Raw genomic sequence first — 25,543 nt, 5'->3', positions numbered from 1 at the left:
TTTCTGATATCACTGGCGCGCCGCCCAAAAGGCGGCGCGGGGTTAATCGTCGAGGCGCTCTTCGAGCTGGCGCACTTCGTAGGAGAGCTTGTCGAGGAACTGCATGCGGCGCATCAGCCTTTCGGCCTGCTCACGCTGTGCAGCATCGTCCCAACAGGCCGCGAAGCTATCGTTCAGTTGTTCCTGCGCCACCTTCAGGCGACGCTTGAACGTCGCCACGCCATCCAGGTCCGCTTCGTCCTGCAGGTCTTCGAGTTCTTCGCGCCACTGCATCTGCTGCATCAGGAAGTCAGGGTCGTGCACAGTGACTTCCAGGGGCACTTCGCCCTTGAGCGCCAGCAGGTAACGCGCCCGCTTAGGCGCATTCTTGAGCGTCTGGTAGGCATCGTTCAGGCTTGCCGAGCGCTCCAGCGCAACACGCTGCTCACGCTCGGAAGCGTCGGCAAAACGGTCGGGGTGCACACTACGGGCAAGCTCGCGATAGCGCGTGGCCAGCAAATCGAGGTCCAGCAGGAAACCCGGCTGCAGATCGAACAGAGCAAAGTGACAAGGAGTACCCACGATAAGCCTCAGACGTTGAAGCTTTCGCCGCAGCCACATTCACCGCGCGAGTTGGGGTTGTTGAACTTGAAGCCTTCGTTCAACCCTTCCTTGACGAAATCAAGCTCGGTGCCGTCCAGATAGACCAGGCTTTTGGGATCGATGATCACCTTGACGCCGTGGTGCTCGAACACCGTGTCTTCGCTTTCCGGCTGGTCGACGAACTCGAGTACGTACGCCAGGCCCGAACAGCCAGTCGTGCGAACGCCCAGACGAATGCCATCACCCTTGCCGCGCCCTTCGAGGGAACGGCGCACGTGGTTGGCGGCAGCTTCGGTCATGCTGATAGCCATCGTGACTCCTTACTTGCAAGCGGGATGAAGACTGCTCAGAGCAGGCCTTTCTTCTGCTTGTAATCGCGAACGGCGGCCTTGATGGCGTCTTCGGCGAGTACGGAGCAGTGAATTTTCACTGGCGGCAGGGCCAGTTCTTCCGCCAGCTGGGTGTTCTTGATGGTCTCTGCTTCGTCCAGGGTCTTGCCCTTCATCCACTCGGTGGCGAGGGAGCTGGAAGCAATGGCCGAACCGCAGCCGTAAGTCTTGAACTTGGCGTCTTCGATGATGCCCTGCTCGTTGACCTTGATCTGCAGGCGCATGACGTCGCCGCACGCCGGGGCGCCGACCATGCCGGTGCCGACATCAGGGTCTTCCGCGTTCATCTTGCCGACGTTGCGCGGGTTCTCGTAGTGGTCGATGACCTTTTCGCTGTAAGCCATGGTTCATATCCTCATCAAATCAGACTGTCGCTCTGGCGACACTTCAAAAACCCGGTTTTCAAAGCGCCGCATTCATGTGGCGACTTTAAATTAGTGTGCGGCCCACTCGATCTTCGAGATGTCGACGCCGTCCTTGAACATGTCCCACAGCGGCGACAGAGCGCGCAGCTTGGTGACGGCTTCGCAGACTTTCTGCGCAGCCCAGTCGATTTCTTCTTCGGTGGTGAAGCGGCCGAAGGTGAAGCGGATCGAGCTGTGTGCCAGTTCGTCGTTGCGGCCCAGGGCGCGCAGGACGTACGAAGGCTCGAGCGAGGCCGAGGTACAGGCCGAACCGGACGAAACGGCCAGGTCCTTGAGCGCCATGATCAGCGACTCGCCTTCGACGTAGTTGAAGCTCAGGTTCAGGTTGTGCGGCACGCGGGCAGTCAGGCTACCGTTGACGTACAGCTCTTCCAGATGCTCGACCTGCGTGTAGAAACGGTCGCTCAGTGCCTTGATGCGTGCGTTCTCGGCCGCCATGTCTTCCTTGGCGATACGGAAGGCTTCGCCCATGCCGACGATCTGGTGAGTGGCCAGGGTGCCCGAACGCATGCCGCGCTCGTGACCGCCGCCGTGCATGGTCGCTTCGATGCGCACGCGAGGCTTGCGGCTGACGTACAGCGCGCCGATGCCTTTAGGCCCGTAGGTCTTGTGGGCGGAGAAGGACATCATGTCGACTTTCAGCTTCGACAGGTCGATATCGACCTTGCCGGTGGACTGGGCAGCGTCGACATGGAACAGCACGCCGCGCGAACGGGTCAGTTCGCCAATGGCAGCGATGTCGTTGACGGTGCCGATCTCGTTGTTCACATGCATGATCGAAACCAGGATGGTGTCGTCACGCAGGACGGCTTCGATCATCGCCGGAGTGATCAGACCGTCGGTGGTCGGCTCAAGGTAAGTGACTTCGAAACCTTCGCGCTCCAGTTGGCGCATGGTGTCGAGCACCGCCTTGTGTTCGATCTTGCTGGTGATCAGGTGCTTGCCCTTGGTCGCATAGAAATGCGCGGCGCCCTTGATGGCCAGGTTGTCGGATTCGGTGGCACCGGAAGTCCAGACGATTTCGCGCGGATCGGCGTTGACCAGATCAGCCACCTGACGGCGGGCATTCTCGACCGACTCTTCGGCTTTCCAGCCAAAGACGTGGGAACGCGAGGCCGGGTTACCGAAGTTTCCGTCAACCAGCAGGCAATCGCTCATCTTCTGGGCGACACGTGGGTCGACCGGGGTTGTCGCGGAATAATCGAGGTAAATCGGCAATCTCATTGAATATCTCCTATCGGGCAGGCGCGCCGCGCGTTCATCTGCGTTCACTCAACGGCGGATGTTTCAATCTTGTCCAGGAACTGTGCCTTGCTGTTGCAACGACGCAGGTCCTGGCGTTGGGCGACTTCCTGCACTTCACGGCGAGTGACGAGGTCGGCCAGGCTGATACCGCTTAGAAATTCGTGAATCTGCTGGCTGAGGTCGCACCACAAATGGTGGGTCAGACAGGTATCGCCAGCATGGCAATCACCGAGCCCCTGGCAGCGCGTCGCATCGACCGATTCGTTGACCGCATCGATCACCTGCGCCACCTGGATCCCCTGCATGCTGCGCGACAGCTGGTAGCCGCCGCCCGGACCACGCACGCTGGACACCAGATTGCCGCGGCGCAGCTTGGCGAACAGTTGCTCGAGATAGGAAAGGGAAATCCCTTGCCGCTCGGAGATATCGGCCAGGGACACTGGCCCATGCTGCGCGTGTAACGCCAGGTCGAGCATGGCGGTTACGGCGTATCGGCCTTTTGTAGTCAATCGCATGACGTGTACCGCGGAGGTTCGGAATGAGGGCGAGTATGCTATTCCCGAGTATTTAAGTCAACTATAAGACCTAGTAAAGCACTCAGGATTACCCGCAAAAACGCGGCGGTATGGTAGCAAAGACTGGGGCAAAAGGCATGCCTGCATTTTGCCCGGTGCGTCGGGCGCTTATTCCTGAGCGACTTTGGCTTCGCTGCGCTCCTTCATGCAGTCGAAGACATCCTGATGCAGCTCCGGCAGCTCTTTCTCGCGGTACTCGCAGCCCAGGCTCTTGAGCGCCTTGCCCATGTCTTCCATGCGCACATCCACCGCCTGCAGATGATCGAGCAACTGGGCAATGGCCCGTGCGACCGGGTCAGGCATGTCTTCGCCCACACCGTAGGCATCGAAGCCGATCTTCTCGGCCATGGCCTTGCGCTTGGCTTCGGCGTCGTTCTGGTCAGCCTTGACGATGATCCGCCCCGGAATCCCCACCACGGTCGCGCCCGCCGGAACCGGCTTGGTCACCACCGCATTGGAGCCGACCTTGGCGCCCGCACCCACGGTGAACGGGCCGAGCACCTTGGCGCCCGCCCCGACCACCACGCCGGATTCCAGGGTCGGGTGGCGCTTGCCTTTATTCCAGCTGGTGCCGCCCAGGGTCACGCCCTGATACAGCGTCACGTCGTCACCGATCTCGGCCGTCTCGCCAATGACGATGCCCATGCCGTGATCGATAAAGAAGCGCCGACCCACCTTGGCGCCCGGATGAATCTCGATACCGGTCAGCCAGCGCCCGAAGTTGGACACCATGCGCGCCGGCCATTTCAGATCCCTGTTCCACAACCAGCCAGACAGGCGATGCAGCCAGATCGCGTGCATGCCGGGGTAGCACGTCAGCACTTCAAAGGCATTGCGTGCTGCCGGGTCCCGGTGAAATACGCTCTGGATATCTTCTCTCAGACGCTCGAACATCACTGATCCTTCCGCTTGTAGGGCTCACCGTGGGCGACTTTCTGGGTCTCGGTGAGGATGCCACGCAAAATGCTCATTTCAGACCGGCTGATTTCCGAGCGACCGTAGAACCGGCGCAACCTGGCCATCAGGTGACGCGGCTTCTCCGGATCGAGGAAGCCAATGTCTACCAGGGTGCTTTGCAGATGCTCATAGAATTTTTCCATGTCATCCATTGCCACCAGCTCGGTGCTGCGCGGCGAGGTCGTTTCGTACTTCATGACCTTGGTCGCCTGCCCGTCCGCCGCCAGCCACGCCATGCGCGTCTCGTAGCTGAGCACCTGCACCGCCGCCGCCAGGTTCAGCGAGCTGAAATCAGGGTTGGACGGGATGTGCACGTGGTAGTGACAGCGCTGCAGCTCTTCGTTGGTCAGGCCTGCGTATTCGCGACCGAAGACCAGCGCGATCTCTTCACCCTGCCCTGCGTGCTCGACGGTCATGGCGCCCGCTTCACGGGGATCGAGCAGTGGCCAGGGAATCTTGCGGTCGCGTGCGCTGGTGCCCATGACCAGGTTGGCACCCACCAGCGCCTCCTCCAGCGTGCCGACGACCCGGGCATTTTCCAGAATGTCGTTGGCCCCGGACGCACGCGCATTGGCGTCATCGTGGGGAAAGTGAGCCGGATCGACCAGCACCAGACGCGAAAGCCCCATGTTCTTCATGGCACGAGCAGCGCCACCGATATTTCCCGGATGACTGGTACCGACCAGGACAACACGAATATTTTGCAGCAATGGTGGAGTCTCGCTAGCAGGTGAAAAGGGGGACGAATGTTACAGAAGCACCCGGCCCAAGGCTATGAACCCTTGCACGACATCACCTTCATACACCCGGACTCTGCGCTTTGCCACTGCCCGTGAGGCGACCGGACGCAGCTTAAAGCAGGTTCCGGCGCTGGAAATCATCGGCAAGAACCAATAGAATGGCCGGCTCTCTTTAACGACCTAGGTGATACATCCATGCAGCCCATGCTGAATATCGCGCTGCGCGCCGCCCGCAGCGCCAGCGAATTGATTTTCCGCTCCATCGAGCGCCTGGATTCCATCAAGGTCGACGAAAAAGACGCGAAGGACTACGTCACCGAAATCGATCGCGCCGCTGAAAAAGTCATCGTCGACGCCCTGCTCAAGGCCTACCCGACCCACGGCATCCTCGGCGAAGAAAGCGGCCTGCACGCTGGCAGCGGCGAAGGCGCCGACTACCTGTGGATCATCGACCCACTGGACGGCACCACCAACTTCGTTCGTGGCGTCCCGCACTTCGCCGTCAGCATCGCCTGCAAATACCGTGGTCGCCTGGAACACGCCGTGGTCCTGGACCCTGTCCGCCAGGAAGAATTCACCGCCAGCCGTGGCCGTGGCGCCCAGCTCAATGGCCGTCGCCTGCGCGTCAGCCCGCGCAAGAGCCTGGAAGGCGCCCTGCTGGGTACCGGTTTTCCGTTCCGCGAAAACCAGATGGACAACCTGGAAAACTACCTGAACATGTTCCGTTCGCTGGTTGGCCAGACTGCCGGCATCCGCCGCGCAGGTGCTGCAAGCCTGGACCTGGCCTATGTGGCTGCCGGTCGTTTCGACGCATTCTGGGAGTCGGGCCTGTCCGAGTGGGACATGGCAGCCGGCGCCCTGCTGATCCAGGAAGCAGGCGGCCTGGTCAGCGACTTCAACGGCGGCCACGAATTCCTCGAGAAGGGTCACATCGTTGCGGGCAACACCAAGTGCTTCAAGGCCGTACTGACCTCGATCGCACCGTTCGTACCGGCTTCGCTCAAGCGCTAAGCGTTTTCGCAGCTGTAAAAAAACCGGCCTTGTGCCGGTTTTTTTGTGTCCCAATGAAAAGGCAACGTCTAACCCCGGCGGGGTCGTCTCGCACTCAACTGCCGAGACAAATCGATGAAGTTCTTCAACGGCGGCAACTGGTTGAAACTGCGACACACAAGGGTGATCGGCGCGTGCAGCCTGGGCTTGGCGTTTGCAATCGGGCAATAGACCACGCTCTCCTTGTGCACATCCCTCATGGACGCCGGGACGATGGAAACCCCCGCCCCCGCCGCCACCAGGCTGACGTTGGTGAGCATACGCTCGACCTCGAACGCGATCTTCGGGTTGAAGCCCGCATTCAGGCATGCCTTGATGAGATTGGCGTACATCCCCGGCGCGCCGGGGCGACGGACTAGAATGAACGGCTCCTGGCTCAGGCTTTCCAGCGCAACAGCCGGTGGCTCACCGTGCCCGTCGTAGTCGGCCAGCAAGGGATGGCCGACCGGCAAAGTCAGCAGCATCTCTTCGTTCAGCAACCGGTGAAATTCGAGGCTCTGATGGCGACCGACCGGCGCTCGCACAATGCCCACATCAACGCTGCCTTCGATGGCCGCCTCGGTCAGTTGCTGGGCGCTCCCCTCTTTCAACGACACCGCCACCGCAGGGAAACGCTCGCGATAGGCGCGGATGATGCGCGGGATCAACGGGTGGGCCGCCGCCGAGCTGGTAAAGCCGACACTCAACTGCCCCTCGATGCCGTGGGCGGCCCGTGACGCCTTGAGCGAACCTTCCTGGACACGGGCAAGAATCTCCCGGGCCTCTTGCAGGAAAACCTGCCCACCTGCCGTCAGATCCACGCCCTTGGGATGCCGCTTGAACAGATCGAAACCCAGTTCCTCTTCCAGCGCGCGGATCTGCTGGCTCAATGGCGGCTGCTGCATGTTCAGGCGCGCGGCGGCGCGGGTGAAATGTCGCTCTTCGGCCACCATGACGAAATAACGCAGATGACGAAGCTCCATGGTGGTCTATCCCGCAGCGAGGTTTTATGATTGCCGCCCGGTCAATGCGACATTGGCCGGCAAGCGTGCCTAATCCGCCTGACGCTGACAAGGCACGTCCACCAATAACAATAAACACGTCCAGACCGGTACGCCGATGCCTGCAAGGCTTCTTCGCAGCAGCACCCTGCAACTTCTGCTGGCCATCGCCTGCGGTGCGGTTCTGGGCGTTTTCGATCCCGCCCTTGCCATGACCATGAAGCCTCTGAGCGACGGTTTCATTCGGGTGATCGGCTGGCTCATGCCGTTCATGATGTTCCTGTTGATCGCCTCCGGCGTGGCGGGTCTGCAGGTGCGCCAGCGTGGGCTGGCGGGCAAGGTATTCGTCTATTTTCAAGGCATGGCGTTGTTGTCGCTGTCACTGGCCTGCCTGATCGCCGACTTCACGCAGCCAGGCTCAGGCACAGCGGCGGCCCTGACCCTCGACACTCAGGCAGCGGGCGGGTTTTCGTGGACCGGGTTCGGGTCGCTGATTGCACGCGGGCTGATGCACAATCCGATCCTGCAAGTGATGCTGGCCGGGTTGTTGACCGGAGCATTGATCGGTCGTGCAAGTGGCTTTCGGCATGCCGAAACGCTACGTCTGACCTTGGAAAAAGTCGTCCAGTGGCTGTTCAGCGCCCTGAAGCTGATTCTGCGCTTCGCCCCGCTGGCCGCCTTTGGCGCCATCGCCTTTACCATCGGCAAATTCGGCCCGGCCTCGGCCCTGCCGCTGCTCAAGTTCGTTGCAGTGATCTATTTGGCGTCTGCGGCGTTCATCCTGCTGATCCTGACACCCCTGATCCACGCCTGTGGAATTTCACTGTGGTCGCTGGTGCTTCATTTGAAGGACGAACTGTTGCTGGTCACCTTTACCGGCTCTTCGGTCGCTGCCCTGCCCGGCCTGATCGAGAAGATGCAAATGCTCGGCTGCGACCGCCAACTGACGCGCCTGGTGCTGACTACCGGTTACACCTTCAACCTCAGCGGCTCGAACATTTACCTGATAACAGCGGTGATGTTCCTGGCGCAGATGGCGGGGGTCGATCTGACTGCTGCGCAACTGCTCACGCTGCTACTGATTTCCATGGTGACGTCGCTGGGTTCTACCAGCATGGCGGGTTCTGCGTTCTTCACCCTCGTTGCCACACTCAACTTGCTGAACCTGGTGCCTGTGGAAAGCGTGGGGTTGCTGCTGGGCGTGGAGCGCCTGATGAAATGCCGCGTGCTGACCAACGTGCTGGGCAACTGCGTGGCGTGTCTGGCGATTGCGCGCTGGCAGAATGGCTTCGTCTTTGATGCTGCCCGAAAGGCGCTGCGCTGACATCCCGTAGGAGCGCGCTTGCCCGCGATCTGTCGCGAAGCGGCAGCAAAACCTGACGACCCCGGCGTGTCAGCCAAACCGAGGTGTCAGGTTTTGCTGCCGCCAATGCGGCAGATCGCGGGCAAGCGCGCTCCTACAGGTTTCGTCGAGCCTGGGGTATCACCCCTTGGACGACAACAACTTCTCGAACGCACGGTCCAGCTTGCCTTCGGCCTCGGTCAGCTTCTCCCGACGCTCGCTCAGCCAGGCCTGATCGGCTTCCAGATTCTTGTGGGCTTCGGCCAGCATGCGCTTGACCTCCTGCGGTTGCGGGCCGCCGGTGCCCTTGCGGGTGTTGACCATGTTTTCAGGCGACAGCGAGGCGCGGAACGTCGCCTCATCCAGCGGCAGCGTGTTCTGTTTCCACTGATATTTGTCGGCCGCCTTGGTGTAAAGCTTTTGCGCGTCGGCGTAGGGGAATGTCTTGGGCGTCAGGCCCTGATCGCGGGCTTGCTCGACGATCAGCGATGCAAAGCTGTGGCCAATGCGGAACGGCACTTTCTGCGTGCGCTCCAGGGTATCGGCCAGCTCCATGGACGTGGTCCACTCGTTCTCGAGCTCTTCACGGGCGCGCTGTGGATTGACCTGCAAGGCATCGAGCACCGCGTCCATTGCGGCGAACATCTCCCTGGTGGAATCGAACACTCCCAGCGAATCAAAGGCAAACTTGTAGTCGGTCATGCCGGTGGTGACGTTGTGCGCCCGCAGGGTCACGGTCTGGGCCAGTCCTACCACATCGGACGCACTTTCCCGTGCACGCATCAGCAGCCCCGGATTGCGTTTCTGCGGCATGGCGCTGCTGGTGTAGGTTTTCTCCTCATCGAGCAGCAGCCACGGGCGAATCTGGTGATACTGGGTGTGAATGTCGCCAATCATCGCGCCCACCCGGATAGCCGACGACGACGCAATGTTCGCCGCTTCGATAGGGATGTCATAGGTGGAAACCTGGCTCGAATCCAGCGAGTTCTCGCGCACCGCGTCAAAGCCCAGCAGCTCGGCCATGCGCTCGCGGTTCAGCGGATAGGCCGAGTTGGCCAGCACCGCCGTGCCCATCGGGCTCTGGTTCAGACGCTGATACAACTCGCGAATCCGCTGACCGTCCCGGTCGAATGCCGCCTCGAACGCCAGCAGATAATGCGCGTAGGTGATCGGCATCGCCTGCACGCCGTTGGTGTACGCCGGAATCAGCGTATCGACGTTCTTGTCGGCCAGATCCAGCAGGCGCTTGCGGGTCGCATTCAAGGCCTCGCTATAGGCCAGCACGTCAGAACGCAATTTGGCCAGACGGTAGGTGGCGAGCATGTCCTGGCGGCTGCGGCCAGAATGAATCAGCGAAGCTTCAGGGCCGATCTTGTCGGTCATGATCTGCTCCAGTTGCAGCACATCGCTGGGCCGCTTGCCGTTGGGCTGGTCGGCCTGATCGATGGCGTAGCGCACACCGGTAGCGATCTTCTGCCCCATCTCGGGTTTGACGATGCCCTCCTCCGTGAGCATGACGATGGAGGCCTTGTTGATGCGGTTCAGCCAGGAGAACTGGCTCTCGCCCTTGCTGCCCCGCGCCTTGGACTTGTCGACAGTCGCACCGATCTTCGCCGCCTGTGCGGCACATTGTTCGGTGGTGGCACAGGGCACCTCGGCGGTATTGGCGGCCCAGGCCCCATGACTATTGAACAGCGCGAAGGCGACGGCGAGATGGATCAGGGTCTTTCTGGTTGGCATTTCAGGCTCCGTTGCGGCAACAGCCGAGGGTGAGCGTTTGAGAAAAAGTGTTCACAGGTGCGACTCAGAGCAACGGCAGCGTGTAACTGACGATGACGCGGTTCTGGTCAATGTTGTTGCCGCCATTGCTGCGGTAAGTGCCGTTGCGCCACCTGAGTTCGAGGTTCTTCAGCGCGCCGCTCTGGAACACATAGGCGATGTCGGTGTTGCGTTCCCACTCGGTGCCTTCTTTGGCGCCACGGGCAAAGTTGTCGCCCTGCAGGTAACGGGTCATGAAGGTCAGCCCCGGCAGACCGGCCGCCGCGAAGTCATAGTCGTAGCGGGCTTGCCACGAACGCTCTTCGGGGTTGGCGAAATCGGGGGAGATCATCACGTAGTTGACGAGGAAGGAGTCGGTTCCCGCCAAGTGCGGAAACCCTGTGTCGCCGCTCATCTTCTGATAGGCCACACCAAAACCATGGCCGAGCACGCTGTAGGTGAAACGCGCGCCGATGGCGGTGTTGTCGACGTTGGTATTGCCGTCCTTGAGCGAGCGCGCATAGCGCAGGTCACTCTTGATCGACTGCGACTCGCTCAGGGGGAAATTGTGCAGCAGCGTCACGATGTGCTGCTTGTAGTTGTTCTCAAGTCCGCCGTAGTTGTAGGAAGTAGTCAGTCCCTTGGTCCAGCTGTAGCTGGCGCTGGCGAAATCGAACTTGTCGCTGGGCCGCCCGCCCTTGATACCCTTCCCTTCAGCCTCGATGTCTTCGTGGCCGCTGTCGTTGCGTTCGCTGTTGCTGGTGAGGCGCCCGACATTGAGGGTCATGTCGGTGATGTCTTTGGATGTCACCTGCGCGCCACGAAAGGTCTGCGGCAACAGTCGTCCATCGTTGGGCAGGACCGTAGGCAATTTCGGCATCAGCGTGCCGACCCGCAGCACGCTTTTGGAAATCCGCGCCTTGGCGGTTACACCGGCGCGTCCATAGTCGTCCGGGGCCTTCTCATCGCCGACTGGCAGCAGGCCGGAGTTGCGGCGCTCGGGGCCCGAGTCGAGTTTGAGGCCGAACAGCCCGATGGCGTCCACCCCGAAGCCTACCGTGCCTTCGGTGAAACCGGATTCGTAGTTGAGGATCAGGCCCTGGGCCCATTCATCACGCCTGGACTGGGTGGCGTTGTCCTGGCGGTAATCGCTGTTGAAGTAGAAGTTGCGAAATTCGAGGTCGGCCTTGCTGTCTTCCAGGAAATCGGCTTCGGCAAAACCTGGAAATGTGAGGCTCAACCCAAGGGCGGCAGCAGACGTGAGGCCAAGAGATACAGGGCTTTTTTGCATTATTGTTTCCCGCGTGGCGTAGCTGTTTTTTATTGGTTTTGTCAGGTGGATGACCACCTGCAAAAAGCTTACGCGGCGAGAATTCAAATAAAAAATATATAGTTAGTACCGGTTGAATACGTTTTAGATATAGAGGTAGTTCCGCGGTCTGGCGCAGGAATGTATCTCCCCCCAAACCTGTAGGAGCGCGCTTGCCCGCAACGGCGGTGGCGCATCCGACACATCTCCATCGAATGTACCGGCCATTCGCGGGCAAGCGCGCTCCTACCGTGCCGTGTATGGCGCAGGAATGTATTCCACCCCAAACCTGTAGGAGCGCGCTTGCCCGCGACGGTGGTGGTGCATCCGACGCATCTCGATCGAATGTACCGGCCATTCGCGGGCAAGCGCGCTCCTACGGGATGGCCGGATGGGCCAAAAAAAAACGCCCCTGCGTGAGGGGCGTTTTTGGGGAGCTGACCGAAACTTACTGACCGGCCTGGCTCAATTCCAGCTGACCGTCTTTGTTGACCGGAATCTGGCTGCCCGGATCGCGATCCATACGCACCTGGCCGACCTTGTCGTTCAGCTTGTACTTCACGTTGTAGCCCACGACCTTGTCGCTGATGTCGTTGACCGTGTTGCAACGGGTTTCGGTGGTGGTGTAGGTATCGCGGTTCTGCATGCCTTCCTGCACCTTGTTGCCGGCGTAGCCGCCGCCGACCGCACCGGCCACGGTGGCGATCTTCTTGCCGTTACCGCCACCCACCTGGTTACCGAGCAGGCCACCTGCCAGGGCACCGACAACTGTACCGACGATCTGGTGCTGGTCCTTGACCGGAGCGCGATGGGTCACCGCGACGTCCTTGCACACTTCACGAGGGGTCTTGATCTGTTCTTTTACAGGCTCGACGGCCAGCACGTCGGCATATTCAGGGCCGTTGTTTTTAACGAGGCTATAGGTGGCCAAAGCCCCACCGGCAGTCACACCGACAGCGCCCAATACAGCACCAACTAGCAACGATTTGTTCACGTGAACCTCCTGACCATTTTCAGCGCAATTTCTTACGCTACTCCCAGCCTTGGAGCACAAAAAAAGGCGCGAGTTCAAACTCGCGCCTTCTAACGTGACGACCGGTCAGATCAAATCGTTATGGACGATCATCCACCTGCTCGGCTGCAACCGGTGGCAGCAGGTCTTCGGTACGCAGGTTCAGCCAGATCAGCACCACGTTGGCGATGTAGATCGAGGAGTAGGTACCGGCCATGACGCCGATGAACAGCGCCACCGAGAAACCGTGCAGGCTGTCGCCGCCGAAGATCCACAGCGCGCCGATGGCCAGCAGCGTGGACACCGACGTGGCGATGGTACGCAGCAGGGTCTGGGTGGTGGAGATGTTGATGTTCTCGATCAGCGAAGCCTTGCGCAGCAGACGGAAGTTCTCGCGAACCCGGTCGAATACCACGATGGTGTCGTTGAGCGAGTAACCGATGATCGCCAGGACCGCCGCCAGCACCGTCAGGTCGAAGGTGATCTGGAAGAACGACAGGATACCCATGGTCACGACCACGTCGTGGATCAGGGAAACGATCGCGCCCACGGCAAACTTCCACTGGAAGCGGAATGCCAGGTAGATCAGAACGCCGCCCAGTGCGAGCAACATGCCGATACCGCCCTGGTCGCGCAGCTCTTCACCCACCTGCGGGCCGACGAACTCGACGCGCTTGACCGTGGCCGGGTTATCGGCACCGGTCTTGCGCAGTGCGTCGGCTACCTGGGCGCCCAGTTGCGGGTCTTCACCCGGCATGCGCACCAACAGGTCGGTAGTCGCGCCGAAGCTCTGCACGATTGCCTCGTGGTAACCGGCGTTGGTCAGCTCGTCACGCACCTTGCCAAGATCGGCAGGACGCTCGTAGGTCAGCTCGATCAGCGTACCGCCGGTGAAGTCCAGGCCGAAGTTCAGGCCCTTGTGGAACCAGCTGAACAACGCCAGTGCGGTCAGGAGCATGGTCAGGGCGAACGCAACGTTGCGAACGCCCATGAAGTTGATTGTACGTTTCATGGCAGCCCCTTAGATCCACAGCTTCTTGACGTCACGGCCGCCATAAATCAGGTTGACCATTGCGCGGGTCACCATGATGGCCGTGAACATCGAGGTAAAGATACCGAGCGACATGGTCACGGCGAAGCCTTTGACCGGGCCGGTGCCCATGGCGTAGAGAATGCCGCCGACCAGCAGCGAGGTCAGGTTGGCGTCGAGAATCGCGGTGTAGGCGCGGTCGAAACCTTCGTTGATCGCACGTTGCACGGTCATGCCATTGGCCAGCTCCTCACGGATACGCGAGAAGATCAGCACGTTGGCGTCCACCGCCATACCCATCGTCAACACGATACCGGCGATGCCCGGCAGGGTCAGCGTGGCACCCAGGATCGACATCAGCGCCAGCAGCATGACCATGTTGAAGGCCAGTGCCACGGTCGCGATCAGGCCGAAGAAACGGTAGATGGCGAGGATGAACAGCGAGACGAACAGCATGCCCCACAGGGAAGCGTCGACACCCTTGGTGATGTTGTCGGCACCCAGGCTCGGGCCAATGGTGCGCTCTTCAGCGAAGTACATGGGAGCGGCCAGACCACCGGCACGCAGCAGCAGTGCCAGTTCCGACGATTCGCCCTGGCCGTTCAGGCCGGTGATGCGGAACTGCGCACCCAGCGGCGACTGGATGGTCGCCAGGCTGATGATCTTCTTGTCTTCCTTGAAGGTCTGCACCGGCACGTCTTTCTCGACGCCGTCGACCATCTGCTTGACGTAGGTGGTCTGCGGACGCTGCTCGATGAAGATCACCGCCATGCTGCGACCGACGTTGGCGCGGGTGGCGCGGCTCATCAGGTCACCACCGTGGCCGTCAAGCTTGATGTTCACCTGCGGGCGACCGTGCTCGTCAAAGCCGGCCTTGGCGTCGGTGACCTGGTCACCGGTGATGATCAGGCCACGCTCCACCGCTGCTGCCGGACGACCGCCTTCGCGGAACTCGAACATTTCAGTGGTGGCCTTGGTGTCATCGGGGCCTGCGCCCAGACGGAACTCAAGGTTGGCGGTCTTGCCCAGGATACGCTTGGCTTCGGCAGTGTCCTGCACGCCTGGCAGCTCGACCACGATGCGGTTGGCACCCTGGCGCTGAACCAGTGGCTCGGCCACGCCCAGTTCGTTGACACGGTTACGCACCGTGGTCAGGTTCTGCTTGATCGAATATTCGCGAATCTCGGCGATCTTGGCCTGGGTCATGGCCAGACGCAGGATCGGCATCTCGCCACGCTCGCTGGTGGTGATGTCGAAATCGCTGTAATCCTTGCGGATCAGGCTACGGGCCTGCTCGCGGGAATCGGTGTCGCTGAAGCCCAGTTGAATGGCATTGCCATCCTGCGGCAGGCTGCGATAACGCAGTTTTTCCTTGCGCAGCAGGCTTTTGACTTCGCCTTCGTAGACGTTCAGACGCGCACTGAGTGCCTTCTCCATGTCGACTTCCAGCAGGAAGTGCACACCACCGGAGAGGTCGAGACCCAGTTTCATCGGGCTTGCGCCCACGTTGCGCAGCCACTTCGGCGTGGTCTGTGCCAGGTTCAGTGCAACGACGTAGTCGTCACCCAGCGCCTTGCGCGCAACATCCTTGGCGGGCAGCTGGTCTTCCTGTTTGGTCAGACGCAACAAACCGCCCTTGCCATTCTCGGCCAGAGACGCGCCCTTGACCGCGATGCCAGCATCGGTAAGCGCCTTGCTTACGCGATCCAGATCCGCCTGATTGACCTGCAACGCAGTGCTTGCGCCGCTGACCTGGATGGCCGGGTCGTCAGGGTAGAGATTGGGTGCGGAATAAATAAAGCCGATGCCCAGTACGACCAGGATCAGGAAGTATTTCCACAGTGGGTATTTGTTCAACATCACGCCGCCTGCTTATAACGCGGGGCGCCTTGCGCGCCCCGTCGATTGGTAAAAGACTGGAATCAGATGGCTTTCAGGGTGCCCTTGGGCAGGGTGGCAGCGATGGCGCCCTTCTGGATCTTCAGTTCTACAGTGTCGGAAACTTCGATCACCACGAAATCGTCAGTCACTTTGTTGATCTTGCCCGCGATACCGCCGGAAGTAACGACTTCGTCGCCCTTCTGCAAGTTACCCAGCAGATTCTTCTGCTCTTTGGCGCGTTTGGCCTGTGGACGCCAGATCATCAGGTAGAAGATGACCAGGAAGCCGACCAGGAAAATCCACTCGAAACCCGAACCCGCCGGACCCGCAGCGGCAGGCGCGGCTGCGTCCGCCATGGCGTTGGAAATGAAAAAGCTCATTTAGCACTCCAGTTGCATAATTTTAATAAGAAGCGGATAGACCGGCTGTCAATCAATCCAGGGGCGGCGTTGCAAGCCCGCGCTTGGCATAGAACGTATCGACAAAGGCGGCCAATGTACCCTGTTGAATAGCCTCGCGCAAACCAGCCATCAGCAGCTGGTAATGCCGCAAATTGTGGATCGTATTGAGCATGCTCCCCAGCATTTCGCCGCACTTGTCCAGGTGATGCAGATAAGCGCGGGAGAAGTTCTTGCAGGTGTAGCAATCGCACGTCGGATCCAGCGGCGAATCATCGTGGCGATGGAACGCATTACGAATCTTCAGGACACCGGTGTCGATGAACAGATGACCGTTGCGGGCGTTGCGCGTAGGCATCACGCAGTCGAACATGTCGACTCCGCGGCGCACACCTTCAACCAGGTCTTCGGGCTTGCCTACACCCATAAGGTAACGAGGTTTGTCAGCGGGCATGCGACCCGGCAGGTAATCCAGCACCTTGATCATCTCGTGCTTGGGTTCGCCCACCGACAGCCCGCCAATGGCCAGGCCGTCGAAATCCAGCTCGCTCAAGCCTTCCAGCGAGCGCATGCGCAGGTTTTCATGCATGCCGCCCTGAACGATGCCGAACAGTGCCGCAGTGTTCTCGCCATGGGCGATCTTCGAACGCTTGGCCCAGCGCAGCGACAGCTCCATGGAAGTGCGCGCCACGTCTTCGTCGGCCGGATACGGGGTGCATTCGTCGAAGATCATCACGATGTCCGAGCCCAGGTCACGCTGGACCTGCATCGACTCTTCCGGCCCCATGAATACCTTGGAGCCGTCCACCGGCGAGGCGAAGGTCACGCCTTCCTCCTTGATCTTGCGCATCGCGCCCAGGCTGAACACCTGGAAACCACCGGAGTCGGTCAGAATCGGGCCTTTCCACTGCATGAAATCGTGCAGGTCGCCGTGGGCCTTGATGACCTCGGTGCCAGGACGCAGCCACAGGTGGAAGGTGTTGCCCAGGATGATCTCGGCGCCGATGGCCTCGATATCACGGGGCAGCATGCCCTTGACCGTGCCATAGGTACCGACCGGCATGAACGCCGGGGTCTCGACAGTGCCACGGGGAAAGGTCAGGCGACCACGACGAGCCTTGCCATCAGTGGCCAGCAGCTCAAACGACATACGACAGGTGCGACTCATGCGAGATCCTCGGGGGCCGCATCTGATCCTTGAGGTGCAGTCGGCGCCGGATTGCGGGTGATGAACATGGCATCCCCGTAACTGAAGAAGCGGTATCCGTGCTCCACCGCAGCCGCGTAGGCCGCCATGGTTTCCGGGTAACCGGCGAAGGCTGAAACCAGCATCAACAGCGTGGATTCAGGCAAATGGAAATTGGTGACCAGGGCATCGACCACATGGAAGGGACGGCCCGGGTAGATGAAGATATCGGTGTCGCCGCTGAACGCCTTGAGCACGCCATCACGCGCCGCACTTTCCAGCGAACGCACACTGGTGGTGCCCACCGCGATCACCCGGCCACCGCGAGCACGGCACGCCGCCACGGCATCGACCACCTCTTGAGTGACTTCCAGCCACTCGTTATGCATGTGGTGATCTTCGATGCGCTCGACGCGCACCGGCTGGAACGTCCCCGCGCCCACGTGCAGCGTGACGAAGGCCGTCTCGACGCCCTTGGCAGCAATCGCCTCCATCATCACCTGGTCGAAATGCAGCCCCGCCGTCGGTGCCGCCACCGCGCCGGCACGCTGGGCGTAAACGGTCTGGTAGCGCTCGCGGTCGGCGTCGTCATCCGGGCGGTCTATATAAGGAGGCAACGGCATATGCCCTACGCGCTCGAGCAGCGGCAGCACCGGCTCGGCAAAACGCAGTTCGAACAGCGCATCATGGCGCGCCACCATCTCGGCCTCGCCACCGCCGTCGATGAGGATCGTCGACCCCGCCTTCGGCGACTTGCTCGACCGCACATGGGCCAGCACGCGATGCTGATCCAGCACCCGTTCCACCAGGATTTCCAGCTTGCCGCCCGAGGTTTTCTGCCCGAACAGCCGCGCCGGAATCACCCGGGTATTGTTGAAAACCATGAGATCGCCGGGGCGCAAATGCTCCAGCAAATCAGCGAATTGGCGATGTGCCAGCGCACCACTCGGCCCGTCGAGGGTCAGCAAGCGGCTGCTGCGACGCTCGGCCAGAGGGTGGCGAGCGATCAGTGCATCAGGGAGTTCGAAGGTAAAGTCGGCGACACGCATGATGGGGTTCGTCTAGCAGGGCCGGGAAGTTTAGCGGAAAAGCACAAAATTGACCATGAAACATGATTGACCAACGGTAGGCGCGTCTCTATACTCCGCCGCCACAAGCCCTGATGGCGGAATTGGTAGACGCGGCGGATTCAAAATCCGTTTTCGAAAGGAGTGGGAGTTCGAGTCTCCCTCGGGGCACCAAACAGCAGTACCTTCAAGGGGTTGCGTCGCTTGAAGATGAAAAGAACCGGCCAGATTTGAGCCGGTTTTTTTATGCCTGAATTTTCTGATTCCAGCGATCTGGAGCCAATGCACTGCAAGATGAATGCACGCGTTACGTAGACTGCAGAGACCTCGATGAAGAGGGCGTCTAGGAGTGCTACTCCGAATACGATATCTATGGGTTCTCGGACGGGAGCAGGGTTTCAACGGCCCGCGCCTATCTAGCTTGGCGGGTGCATGAACGTAAGCTTTCCACCAATCCACGCTCGCGCATCATTAAAATACGAGCGATTATTGTCTCGCACGACCCGCCTGATCATGGCTAAAACCTGAGTCAACCATTCAACCTCCTCACAGTCGAATCTATCCCAGATAAACAAAAGATCATAATAGGAAAGTATCTCATCGACAGAATAGTCCCCAGCACTATGTTTTTTTACGTACGATTCCAAATCTTTTTCAAGCGACCTTATTGCCCAGTATTTCTTACCTCCTACCCAGCTCTCGACTATCTCATCCAATGACCGCTGACAGCAGCGCTGGTCTTCTGGTAGGTGGTCCTGAATCCCCTCACTAACGTCACCCATAAAGTCGACAAGTTTCATGTAGCCCCGCATAAACACCTCAAGGAACCGGGTAAGCGGTCACAATAAATGCCGGCATATGGTTATATTCTGTGAATTTTATCACCACGACTACATTCTTCATCCCTACAGGCACATCTGGAGCAAGACGCGTGATACCCCACCCCACGTCCTCGACAAAGCTCATCTTAACTGTCAACCGATTACTCGTGCGCAACAGCTTGGCTTTAGAGTAAGCCAGGATTTTATACCTATGCCTTTGGAGCGTTCGACTCACTGCCCATTCAGCTTTTTCAAGACTGGTGAAGGTGGACATGACGTCTGCGGCTCTTTTACGTTTGAGCCTTTTTTGCAGCGCATCTATATCCTTACCGACGTGATGCTGCATCGCATGCCCGCCAGGCCCCTTGACCGGAGCATTTGGAAACCTCTCGCTCACCACGAGCGTCATTTTCCCCGCTCGGACTGAGGACACTCTGAATGCGCCATAGAGAGAAGCAGTGGACAGCGGGACGGCGAACTCTGTGGCCAATCCAATGACACGCGCCCCCGTCTTTGATGCCCCCAGCATTCCAGCTGTAGATGCACCGATCTTGAATGCAAAGGAGTCTGTAGACTTTCCCGTCACGAGCTGATGCATACCAGCGGACGATTGATCAGCGCCATGTACGCCCATCGCGACGCAACCTACTTTTGTTACCAAAGTAGGTTCAGGTGCAGCACAGAGCACCCCAGCTCCCGCCAGCTCGATAATGCCGCCGACAAGGCGCAGACTGCCAAAGATCCGATTCGATCTTATCTCAGTCTCGGAGAGAGACTCATGCTCCAGAATAGCTGCCATTTGGGCATAGCTTAGAACGACGTGGAATTCTTCCTGATCTGACATATAGCTCCCTGTCCCGTCCATTGTTCTATAACTAAAAGAAACGCAGAAAACTTCGCGATTTCGACACAACAATGAGTTATCGCCTCTCATCAGCGACGAGGTTTGGTATCTCGATCTGTTGGAACGATGGAAGCTAGCTATCTAGAACTTCGGAGGCAAGATGGAAACATGCAAAACATCGCTTTTCATACACACCCTACATAACTCGCAGAGTAATCCTACAAAAAACCTAGTTAGCATCCAAACCTATTGGGGTCTCCCCAGCCAGGTTTCTTGGCGGGGTGCCAATGAAACTGCTCCCGCCGGCAAGCCGTGCTGCTACGGGATCGGGGTGTGATTGCGGTTTGTGTTCCGCCGCGGAACCGTAGCAGCACGGCTTGCCGGCGGGGGCGGCCTTGAGATCGCTGACGCCGGCGAGCCGGACTGCTACGGGATTGGGGGGTGATTGCGGTGTGTGTTGCGCCGCAGAACCGTAGCAGTCCGGCTTGCCGGCGAGGCGATGGTGAGGGGGCCTCGCCGGCAAGCGGTGCGCTGATCAGAAATCCTGCGCAGTCGGCCGCAACACGATTTCGTTGATGTCCACATCCCCGGGCTGTTCGATGGCAAAGGCAATCGCGCGGGCCACCGATTCGGCCGGGATGGCCATTTTGTAGAACTCGTTCACCACGTCAGCGCTTGGCTGGTGGCCGCTGCCGAGTTTGAGTTCGGATTCCACGGCACCTGGCTCGATGGTGGTGGTGCGGATCTTGCCACCGACTTCGTGGCGCAGGCCGTCGGAGATGGCGCGCACCGCATATTTGGTGCCGCTGTAGACCGAGCCGCCGGGGCTGAAGACCTTGATGCCGGCCACCGACGAGATGTTGATGAAGTGGCCGAAGCCCTGGGCTTCGAACTTGGGCAGCGCGGCGGCCACGCCGTAGAGCACGCCCTTGATGTTGATGTCGATCATGCGATCCCATTCTTCGACGCGCAGTTCGGAGATGGGGGCGATAGCCATGAAGCCGGCGTTGTTGATCATTACATCGACCTTGCCGAAGTCGCGCACGGCGTTTTCGATCAGGCTGCTGAGGTCTTCGCGGCGGGTGACGTCGACGGTGTAGGCCGAGGCCTGGCCGCCGGCTGCCTTGATCTCGCTGACGATCACGTCCATGCGTTCCTGACGGCGCGCAGCCAGAACAACCTTGGCGCCCAGTCGGGCCAGGTGGCGGGCGGTGGCTTCGCCCAGACCGCTGCTCGCGCCAGTGATGACAACAACCTTGTTTTGAATGCCATTGCTCATTTTGAATCTCCTCAAGCGAGTGGGAAGTGCTTGAGAAGAAGTTTGCAGTGGATATCCGATCCAGAAAATGGAAGAGTTAGGATTTGAGAATTCCACTTTCTGGAACACGAGGCGTGCAATGCTCAATCGCATGGAGATGCTGCGGGTATTTTTGGTAGCAGTGGATGCGCCAAGCTTTCGCGAGGCGGCCCATCGGCTCGGGACGTCGCCGCAGAAGGTGACGCGGGCGATCAAGGAACTGGAGCGCACCTTCGCCGAGCCGTTGTTTCACCGCAGCACGCGCCAGGCTCATGTCACCGCGTTCGGCAGGGAGATCGCCCAGCAGGCGCGGGAGACGCTGAACCGGTTCGATCAGTTGTTCGTGGCCCACAGCAAATCCCGCAGTGCCGAAATCTCGGGGCGGGTAGGCATTACTGCACCCCATGCCATTGGCAAGCTGTACCTGCCGGGGTTTCTCAGGCCGCTGATGGAGCAGCATCCTGGGCTGCGGATCGAGTTGAGCCTTGAGGACCAACTGACCGATGCGGTGGCGTCGCGTATCGACATCGGCATCCGGGTCGGTGCTGTGCGCGACCGGCGCTACATCGCGCGGGCCGTTGCGCAGGTGCCGTTGAAGGTGGTCGCGGCGCCTTCGCTGATCGAGAGGGTCGGGGCGCCCACCAGCATCGAGGATCTGAAAGCCTTGCCCATGTCGCTGTTGATCGACCGCAATCATGGTCGGCCATGGCCGTGGTTTTTTGCCCAGGGTCAGGACTACCTGCCGCCCTCCCCCGCGTTTAGCTGCGACGATCCGGAAACGGAGCTTGAATTCGTCCTCGGCGGGCTGGCTTTCGCGCAGATGCCGCATTATCTGGCCGAACCACATTTGAGCGAGGGACGGCTGATCGAAGTGCTGGCCGACTGCGCGCCGCCCTCCACGGACCTGATTATTTACCGCACGCAGTCAGGCCCGGTACCTCCACGTGTGCGACTGGTCTATGACCATCTGAAGGACTGTCTTGCTGACACCCGACTGTTCCCGCATCTTCGCAACCCGTAGCAGTCCGGCTTGCCGGCGTGTCGTCTTTCAAGGCGCCGAATATCTGAGGATCGCCTCGCCGGCAAGCCGGACTGCTACGAGAAGCGAGTGGATCTGTAAGAATTCATTTCGTCACCCTTCCTGCAAATCCCCAGTTCTCAACTAGCCTGAAAAATGACTGATCCAGAGCGAAATGGACCATACGTTTAACCTCGCTGATCGGATAAAAACAACAATGAAAGATCCCTATGCATTTGGTTTCTACTGTGCCCTCTTTGCCCTCGCGGCAATGACCGGGGCTGTCTTCTACGAGTCCTACACGGGCGCTGGCGTCTCAGGTTCGGCCCGGGCGTACGACGTCATCAATTCCTGTTCGGCCCTGGTGCAGGCGCTGGCAGCCATAGGCCTGGTGGGCCTTGCGTTCAAGGCCTATCGCGCCTGGAAGAACGAGATGATCCACAACAAGGCGTTGGGCATTATCTGGGATGCCAATGTCGCCTTTCGTGAGATCGAACTGAGCTTCAACGAGTGGTTCTTTGGCCCCAATGCGGTGGACAAGGCCAACAACGAAGGTTCGCGCATCACCTCGCTACTGGCCGCCAGCCCCTTTGGCGCCAGCCTGCGCAGCTTCAAGAAGCAATGCATTCTCATCGACAAGCTGGTCATCAAGGACAATTGGCAGTGGGTCAACCACGCGACCGAGCTGGATATGCTGGCACGGGTGCTGAGCATGGACGCCTTCCGCCCGACCACCAAGGCCAAGGAAACCGCGAACGTCATCGATTTTCTCTACTCCCGCGAAGGTGAGGCGATGAAACGTACCCAGGGCGAGTGGGAAATGTTGATGAAGGTGATAGAGAAAGATCTCGCGGCACTGGAAGCCGAATACAGCGAGTGAGCGGCTTCGGGGCAGAAAACGCGATAGAACTGTTGACGAACCGATCAGGTCGAACGGCAAACCTTCCGCCCGTTGCGGCAGGTCCCTGCCTTGAGGCCGCTTTCCCCCATGTTCGAACATGTCGACATCAACGCGCTGCTCGTCAACTACGGCTATTGGGCCGTGTTCATCGGCTGCCTGCTTGAAGGCGAAACCATTCTGATTTTGGGCGGGCTTGCTGCGCACCAGACATCCCTGCGTCTTGTCGATGTGATCCTGATCGCCACCCTGGGCGGCATGCTCGGCGACCAGATCCTGTTCTGGACCGGTCGCTATTTCGGGCCGCGCATCCTGCCGCGCCTGCATCGCCAGCAAGCCACCATTGACCGAGTGTCAGGGTTGATCGAACGTTACCCCATGGCCTCGGTGTTCTCGGTGCGATTTCTCTATGGCATGCGCCTGATCGGCCCGTTGGTGATCGGCGCCAGCCGCCTGTCACCGATCCGTTTTTCCGCGATCAACCTGCTCGGCGCCGCCGTATGGGCCACCCTCTTCGTCATGGCCGGATACTGGGCCGGCGAAGCGCTACAGAACCTGCTGGGCAACCTGAAACCCTACCGCCTGCCGATCTTCATCGGCGTGGTAGTGATTGCGGCAGTTGTCGCGCTGGTGCGGCATCATCGAGCGACGGTCCGGGCGGCTCGGGCACCCAGTAAATAGATCAGTCCCTGGTGTTGGGACTATCTTGTGGCAGGTTGACGCTTCCCATCCCTGTCCCCCACCTCTATAACAACACCCCGGATATCACCTCACAGGGATCGATCACATGAACAATAAAAACATCACTGCCACCCTGCTGGTTAGCCTGCTCGGGATGGCGCAGGCGCAGGCGGGCGAGGCGGTTTCGCGTCTGGATTCGGTGCAGCAAAGTGGCAAGCTTTCGGTCTGCACCACCGGGGACTACAAGCCGTATACCTTCCACAGACCGGACGGCGGCTACGAGGGCATCGACATTGAATTGGCGCAGTCGCTGGCGCAGAGCCTCGGGGCGCAGGTCGAGTGGGTGCCGACTACCTGGAAGACGCTGATGACGGACTTCACCGCGGGCAAGTGCGACATCGCGGTGGGCGGGATTTCGGTGACACTGGAACGGCAGAAGAAAGCGTTTTTCAGCGACACGCTGGATGTCGACGGCAAGGTGCCGCTGGTACGGTGCGAGGACGAGGCCAAATACCAGACCGTTGCGCAGATCAATCAGCCCGATGTCCGTCTGATCGAACCTCAGGGCGGCACCAACGAGGCGTTCGCCCGGGCGTTTCTGCCCAACGCGAAGCTGGCCTTTCATGACAACAAGACCATCTTTCAGCAATTGCTGGACAAGCAGGCGGACGTGATGATTACCGATGCGTCCGAAGCCCTGTACCAGCAGAAACGCCTGCCGGGGCTGTGTACAGTCAACCCGTCACGCTACATGCAATACGGCGAAAAGGCCTATCTGCTCCCTCGCGACGATGTGAGCTGGAAGGCCTACGTCGATCAATGGCTGCATCTGGCCAAGGCCACCGGTACCTATCAGGAAGTGGTCGGCGAATGGCTGGCGGTCCCGGGCCAATGACAAGCCTGTAGGCGTGAGCTTGCTCGCGATGGCGGCGTGACAGGCGCCACTGGCCTTTGAGCCTGACAGCCATCGCGAGCGAGCTCACGCCTGCAAAAGCGGTCACAAAGCATTGCCCGGTTCATGGCGATTACGCATCATGCCCTTATGTCACCTGGGCAAAGGAACCGGCCGCTTTCATGAAGACCAGCAAGAGCATCACTCGCGCGTTTTGTGTCGAACTGCAGCAGGAGCTGTCGATCGTTGCGGCGCGGCGTGAATACTTTTCCCAGGAGCCGCCGCGGGCGCGCTTCAGTTTCCTGTGTTCCTCCGAGGCCTGCCGGGCACTGGGGGTGAAGGTCACCGGCGTACGGTATGACGTCAAGCCGCAGGAAAACCCGGCGTTTGTCGCTGCGCACTTTCGCGCCAATCCCAATTACGAACACCACGCCGATTGCGAGTGGGTCGACGACACGCCCCAGGACGCGCCGCCTGCCGAAGAAACGGAGTCAGAAAGTGCGCTGCGCAAGGCCAGGCGCAAGCTGGACGACTACATCGACGTGTTCGATCCATCCCTCAAGGAGCGGGGGAAACCGACGCCTGACACAGACAAGCCTGACATCCCCCAGGCAGAAGAACCTGCGCAACCAACGCCTGTGTCTGACACACCCAAGCGCAATCAGCCCAAGGAAACCCGCACCAGCAATCTGGAGCGGCTGGTGGACAGTTTCCGCCAGGCCCAGACCGAGCTGAGCAAAGAAGAATTTGCCCTTCTGCCGTTGCGTGTTCCGGGCCAGGGCGAGGTGACGTTGCGCTCGTACTTTCGCCATATCAAGTACGCACAGGTCGGTGACGAGCGACGCGTGCTGTATGGTGGCGGGCTGGTGGAGCGCTTCGGGACCGGGTTCAGGTTCACGTTCTTTGACCGGCTGCGGGGCAAGCGGGTGACGCTGTATGTCTCGCCTGCGCAGATGCAGGCCTATCGTTCCAGCCGCTACATCGCCGAGTTGCTGAGCCATGCCGACGAGGTGAAGTTCTTTACCTTGTTCGCGCTGGGGACGCTGGCTGAGAGCCCTTCGGGCAAGAGTTTGAGCGTTGAGATCGAGGATTTGCGGCATCTGGCGATTGTGCTGGGGCCCGCGAAGGACGCCCCGACGCTGTAGCCCCCTGTTGACCGTCAAGTT

The 25,543-nt window shown here is 60.0% G+C and carries 25 protein-coding genes and 1 tRNA gene; 8 read left to right on the top strand and 18 right to left on the bottom strand.

What is annotated here, in order from left to right; genetic code table 11:
* Positions 1 to 42 precede the first annotated feature (42 nt).
* The 7 genes from hscB to trmJ form a co-directional block, all read right to left on the bottom strand.
* On the bottom strand, positions 43 to 561 hold the full coding sequence (hscB, locus tag ACIPO9_RS20900) for a co-chaperone HscB (RefSeq protein WP_274134049.1): 519 nt from the start codon (positions 559 to 561) through the stop codon (positions 43 to 45).
* An 8-nt stretch (positions 562 to 569) separates the two neighbouring features.
* Complete coding sequence (gene iscA, locus ACIPO9_RS20895; RefSeq protein WP_274134048.1) at positions 570 to 893, bottom strand: iron-sulfur cluster assembly protein IscA; 324 nt, start codon at positions 891 to 893, stop codon at positions 570 to 572.
* Positions 894 to 928: 35 nt separating this feature from the next.
* Positions 929 to 1,315 carry a Fe-S cluster assembly scaffold IscU gene (gene iscU / locus ACIPO9_RS20890; RefSeq protein WP_062383507.1) on the bottom strand — a complete coding sequence of 129 codons (387 nt, stop codon included), beginning with the start codon at positions 1,313 to 1,315 and terminating at the stop codon, positions 929 to 931.
* A 90-nt stretch (positions 1,316 to 1,405) separates the two neighbouring features.
* A complete protein-coding gene (locus tag ACIPO9_RS20885) occupies positions 1,406 to 2,620 on the bottom strand; it encodes an IscS subfamily cysteine desulfurase (RefSeq protein ID WP_400783227.1) in 1,215 nt (404 codons plus the stop codon).
* 44 nt (positions 2,621 to 2,664) lie between these two features.
* Positions 2,665 to 3,156: a Fe-S cluster assembly transcriptional regulator IscR gene (iscR, locus tag ACIPO9_RS20880; protein WP_274134046.1), complete on the bottom strand. Its 492-nt coding sequence runs from the start codon at positions 3,154 to 3,156 to the stop codon at positions 2,665 to 2,667.
* Between the two features lie 168 nt (positions 3,157 to 3,324).
* On the bottom strand, positions 3,325 to 4,110 hold the full coding sequence (gene cysE, locus ACIPO9_RS20875; protein WP_400783224.1) for a serine O-acetyltransferase: 786 nt from the start codon (positions 4,108 to 4,110) through the stop codon (positions 3,325 to 3,327).
* Positions 4,110 to 4,883: a tRNA (cytosine(32)/uridine(32)-2'-O)-methyltransferase TrmJ gene (trmJ, locus tag ACIPO9_RS20870; RefSeq protein WP_400783223.1), complete on the bottom strand. Its 774-nt coding sequence runs from the start codon at positions 4,881 to 4,883 to the stop codon at positions 4,110 to 4,112. The genes cysE and trmJ overlap by 1 nt, the downstream gene beginning before the upstream one ends.
* Positions 4,884 to 5,108: 225 nt before the next feature.
* Between trmJ and suhB the strand changes: the two genes are divergently transcribed.
* Positions 5,109 to 5,924, top strand: coding sequence for an inositol-phosphate phosphatase (suhB, locus tag ACIPO9_RS20865; RefSeq protein ID WP_274134043.1), 816 nt, complete (start codon positions 5,109 to 5,111; stop codon positions 5,922 to 5,924).
* Positions 5,925 to 5,992: 68 nt separating this feature from the next.
* On the opposite strand, the gene ACIPO9_RS20860 is transcribed toward suhB, so the two are convergent.
* Positions 5,993 to 6,925: a LysR substrate-binding domain-containing protein gene (locus tag ACIPO9_RS20860; RefSeq protein ID WP_400608776.1), complete on the bottom strand. Its 933-nt coding sequence runs from the start codon at positions 6,923 to 6,925 to the stop codon at positions 5,993 to 5,995.
* A 136-nt stretch (positions 6,926 to 7,061) separates the two neighbouring features.
* Between ACIPO9_RS20860 and ACIPO9_RS20855 the strand changes: the two genes are divergently transcribed.
* Positions 7,062 to 8,267, top strand: coding sequence for a cation:dicarboxylate symporter family transporter (locus ACIPO9_RS20855; RefSeq protein ID WP_400783220.1), 1,206 nt, complete (start codon positions 7,062 to 7,064; stop codon positions 8,265 to 8,267).
* Between the two features lie 159 nt (positions 8,268 to 8,426).
* Here ACIPO9_RS20855 and ACIPO9_RS20850 read toward each other — a convergent pair whose 3' ends face one another.
* The 8 genes from ACIPO9_RS20850 to queA all read right to left on the bottom strand — a co-directional run bounded on the left by ACIPO9_RS20850 (position 8,427) and on the right by queA (position 17,908).
* Positions 8,427 to 10,025: an argininosuccinate lyase gene (locus ACIPO9_RS20850; RefSeq protein ID WP_400783218.1), complete on the bottom strand. Its 1,599-nt coding sequence runs from the start codon at positions 10,023 to 10,025 to the stop codon at positions 8,427 to 8,429.
* 64 nt (positions 10,026 to 10,089) lie between these two features.
* On the bottom strand, positions 10,090 to 11,334 hold the full coding sequence (locus tag ACIPO9_RS20845; RefSeq protein WP_400783217.1) for an OprD family porin: 1,245 nt from the start codon (positions 11,332 to 11,334) through the stop codon (positions 10,090 to 10,092).
* Between the two features lie 466 nt (positions 11,335 to 11,800).
* The gene (locus tag ACIPO9_RS20840; RefSeq protein WP_274134038.1) at positions 11,801 to 12,346 is read right to left on the bottom strand and encodes a glycine zipper 2TM domain-containing protein; all 546 of its coding nucleotides are present in this window, start codon (positions 12,344 to 12,346) and stop codon (positions 11,801 to 11,803) included.
* A gap of 118 nt (positions 12,347 to 12,464) precedes the next feature.
* The gene (gene secF / locus ACIPO9_RS20835) at positions 12,465 to 13,376 is read right to left on the bottom strand and encodes a protein translocase subunit SecF (protein ID WP_274134037.1); all 912 of its coding nucleotides are present in this window, start codon (positions 13,374 to 13,376) and stop codon (positions 12,465 to 12,467) included.
* Positions 13,377 to 13,385: 9 nt separating this feature from the next.
* On the bottom strand, positions 13,386 to 15,254 hold the full coding sequence (secD, locus tag ACIPO9_RS20830) for a protein translocase subunit SecD (RefSeq protein WP_274134036.1): 1,869 nt from the start codon (positions 15,252 to 15,254) through the stop codon (positions 13,386 to 13,388).
* A gap of 62 nt (positions 15,255 to 15,316) precedes the next feature.
* Positions 15,317 to 15,655 (bottom strand): preprotein translocase subunit YajC, encoded by a 339-nt coding sequence (yajC, locus tag ACIPO9_RS20825; RefSeq protein ID WP_062383548.1) that lies wholly within the window; start codon positions 15,653 to 15,655, stop codon positions 15,317 to 15,319.
* Between the two features lie 52 nt (positions 15,656 to 15,707).
* Positions 15,708 to 16,823, bottom strand: coding sequence for a tRNA guanosine(34) transglycosylase Tgt (tgt, locus tag ACIPO9_RS20820; RefSeq protein WP_274134067.1), 1,116 nt, complete (start codon positions 16,821 to 16,823; stop codon positions 15,708 to 15,710).
* Between the two features lie 14 nt (positions 16,824 to 16,837).
* Positions 16,838 to 17,908 carry a tRNA preQ1(34) S-adenosylmethionine ribosyltransferase-isomerase QueA gene (gene queA, locus ACIPO9_RS20815; protein ID WP_400783214.1) on the bottom strand — a complete coding sequence of 357 codons (1,071 nt, stop codon included), beginning with the start codon at positions 17,906 to 17,908 and terminating at the stop codon, positions 16,838 to 16,840.
* Positions 17,909 to 18,015: 107 nt separating this feature from the next.
* On the opposite strand from queA, the gene ACIPO9_RS20810 reads away from it, so the two are divergent.
* Positions 18,016 to 18,100 (top strand) — tRNA-Leu (locus ACIPO9_RS20810).
* A gap of 645 nt (positions 18,101 to 18,745) precedes the next feature.
* Here ACIPO9_RS20810 and ACIPO9_RS20805 read toward each other — a convergent pair.
* Positions 18,746 to 19,591 (bottom strand): RNase A-like domain-containing protein, encoded by an 846-nt coding sequence (locus ACIPO9_RS20805; protein ID WP_400783212.1) that lies wholly within the window; start codon positions 19,589 to 19,591, stop codon positions 18,746 to 18,748.
* A gap of 535 nt (positions 19,592 to 20,126) precedes the next feature.
* Complete coding sequence (locus tag ACIPO9_RS20800) at positions 20,127 to 20,870, bottom strand: SDR family oxidoreductase (protein WP_400783209.1); 744 nt, start codon at positions 20,868 to 20,870, stop codon at positions 20,127 to 20,129.
* Positions 20,871 to 20,988: 118 nt separating this feature from the next.
* Between ACIPO9_RS20800 and ACIPO9_RS20795 the strand changes: the two genes are divergently transcribed.
* The 5 genes from ACIPO9_RS20795 to ACIPO9_RS20775 all read left to right on the top strand — a co-directional run bounded on the left by ACIPO9_RS20795 (position 20,989) and on the right by ACIPO9_RS20775 (position 25,522).
* Positions 20,989 to 21,909 carry a LysR family transcriptional regulator gene (locus ACIPO9_RS20795; RefSeq protein ID WP_400783207.1) on the top strand — a complete coding sequence of 307 codons (921 nt, stop codon included), beginning with the start codon at positions 20,989 to 20,991 and terminating at the stop codon, positions 21,907 to 21,909.
* A 214-nt stretch (positions 21,910 to 22,123) separates the two neighbouring features.
* Positions 22,124 to 22,786, top strand: a complete 663-nt coding sequence (locus ACIPO9_RS20790) for a hypothetical protein (protein ID WP_274134032.1) — start codon at positions 22,124 to 22,126, stop codon at positions 22,784 to 22,786.
* A 108-nt stretch (positions 22,787 to 22,894) separates the two neighbouring features.
* Positions 22,895 to 23,485 carry a DedA family protein gene (locus tag ACIPO9_RS20785; RefSeq protein WP_400783204.1) on the top strand — a complete coding sequence of 197 codons (591 nt, stop codon included), beginning with the start codon at positions 22,895 to 22,897 and terminating at the stop codon, positions 23,483 to 23,485.
* A 106-nt stretch (positions 23,486 to 23,591) separates the two neighbouring features.
* Positions 23,592 to 24,380, top strand: coding sequence for a transporter substrate-binding domain-containing protein (locus ACIPO9_RS20780; RefSeq protein WP_400783202.1), 789 nt, complete (start codon positions 23,592 to 23,594; stop codon positions 24,378 to 24,380).
* Between the two features lie 179 nt (positions 24,381 to 24,559).
* Positions 24,560 to 25,522, top strand: a complete 963-nt coding sequence (locus ACIPO9_RS20775) for an ATPase (protein ID WP_400783200.1) — start codon at positions 24,560 to 24,562, stop codon at positions 25,520 to 25,522.
* Positions 25,523 to 25,543 lie beyond the last annotated feature (21 nt).

Source organism: Pseudomonas sp. NPDC090203 (assembly GCF_044746765.1).
In the GTDB taxonomy this organism is placed as follows: Bacteria; Pseudomonadota; Gammaproteobacteria; order Pseudomonadales; family Pseudomonadaceae; genus Aquipseudomonas; species Aquipseudomonas putida_AD.
This window is presented reverse-complemented; position numbering and strand designations above follow the sequence as displayed.

What these genes read in the sequence shown, in the direction of transcription:
- iscA (WP_274134048.1), bottom strand. Translation starts at nt 893, where the DNA reads ATGGCTATCAGCATGACCGAAGCTGCCGCCAACCACGTGCGCCGTTCC.
- iscU (WP_062383507.1), bottom strand. Translation starts at nt 1,315, where the DNA reads ATGGCTTACAGCGAAAAGGTCATCGACCACTACGAGAACCCGCGCAAC.
- ACIPO9_RS20885 (WP_400783227.1), bottom strand. Translation starts at nt 2,620, where the DNA reads ATGAGATTGCCGATTTACCTCGATTATTCCGCGACAACCCCGGTCGAC.
- iscR (WP_274134046.1), bottom strand. Translation starts at nt 3,156, where the DNA reads ATGCGATTGACTACAAAAGGCCGATACGCCGTAACCGCCATGCTCGAC.
- cysE (WP_400783224.1), bottom strand. Translation starts at nt 4,110, where the DNA reads ATGTTCGAGCGTCTGAGAGAAGATATCCAGAGCGTATTTCACCGGGAC.
- suhB (WP_274134043.1), top strand. Translation starts at nt 5,109, where the DNA reads ATGCAGCCCATGCTGAATATCGCGCTGCGCGCCGCCCGCAGCGCCAGC.
- ACIPO9_RS20860 (WP_400608776.1), bottom strand. Translation starts at nt 6,925, where the DNA reads ATGGAGCTTCGTCATCTGCGTTATTTCGTCATGGTGGCCGAAGAGCGA.
- ACIPO9_RS20855 (WP_400783220.1), top strand. Translation starts at nt 7,062, where the DNA reads ATGCCTGCAAGGCTTCTTCGCAGCAGCACCCTGCAACTTCTGCTGGCC.
- ACIPO9_RS20850 (WP_400783218.1), bottom strand. Translation starts at nt 10,025, where the DNA reads ATGCCAACCAGAAAGACCCTGATCCATCTCGCCGTCGCCTTCGCGCTG.
- ACIPO9_RS20845 (WP_400783217.1), bottom strand. Translation starts at nt 11,334, where the DNA reads ATGCAAAAAAGCCCTGTATCTCTTGGCCTCACGTCTGCTGCCGCCCTT.
- secF (WP_274134037.1), bottom strand. Translation starts at nt 13,376, where the DNA reads ATGAAACGTACAATCAACTTCATGGGCGTTCGCAACGTTGCGTTCGCC.
- secD (WP_274134036.1), bottom strand. Translation starts at nt 15,254, where the DNA reads ATGTTGAACAAATACCCACTGTGGAAATACTTCCTGATCCTGGTCGTA.
- yajC (WP_062383548.1), bottom strand. Translation starts at nt 15,655, where the DNA reads ATGAGCTTTTTCATTTCCAACGCCATGGCGGACGCAGCCGCGCCTGCC.
- tgt (WP_274134067.1), bottom strand. Translation starts at nt 16,823, where the DNA reads ATGTCGTTTGAGCTGCTGGCCACTGATGGCAAGGCTCGTCGTGGTCGC.
- queA (WP_400783214.1), bottom strand. Translation starts at nt 17,908, where the DNA reads ATGCGTGTCGCCGACTTTACCTTCGAACTCCCTGATGCACTGATCGCT.
- ACIPO9_RS20805 (WP_400783212.1), bottom strand. Translation starts at nt 19,591, where the DNA reads ATGTCAGATCAGGAAGAATTCCACGTCGTTCTAAGCTATGCCCAAATG.
- ACIPO9_RS20800 (WP_400783209.1), bottom strand. Translation starts at nt 20,870, where the DNA reads ATGAGCAATGGCATTCAAAACAAGGTTGTTGTCATCACTGGCGCGAGC.
- ACIPO9_RS20795 (WP_400783207.1), top strand. Translation starts at nt 20,989, where the DNA reads ATGCTCAATCGCATGGAGATGCTGCGGGTATTTTTGGTAGCAGTGGAT.
- ACIPO9_RS20790 (WP_274134032.1), top strand. Translation starts at nt 22,124, where the DNA reads ATGAAAGATCCCTATGCATTTGGTTTCTACTGTGCCCTCTTTGCCCTC.
- ACIPO9_RS20785 (WP_400783204.1), top strand. Translation starts at nt 22,895, where the DNA reads ATGTTCGAACATGTCGACATCAACGCGCTGCTCGTCAACTACGGCTAT.
- ACIPO9_RS20780 (WP_400783202.1), top strand. Translation starts at nt 23,592, where the DNA reads ATGAACAATAAAAACATCACTGCCACCCTGCTGGTTAGCCTGCTCGGG.
- ACIPO9_RS20775 (WP_400783200.1), top strand. Translation starts at nt 24,560, where the DNA reads ATGAAGACCAGCAAGAGCATCACTCGCGCGTTTTGTGTCGAACTGCAG.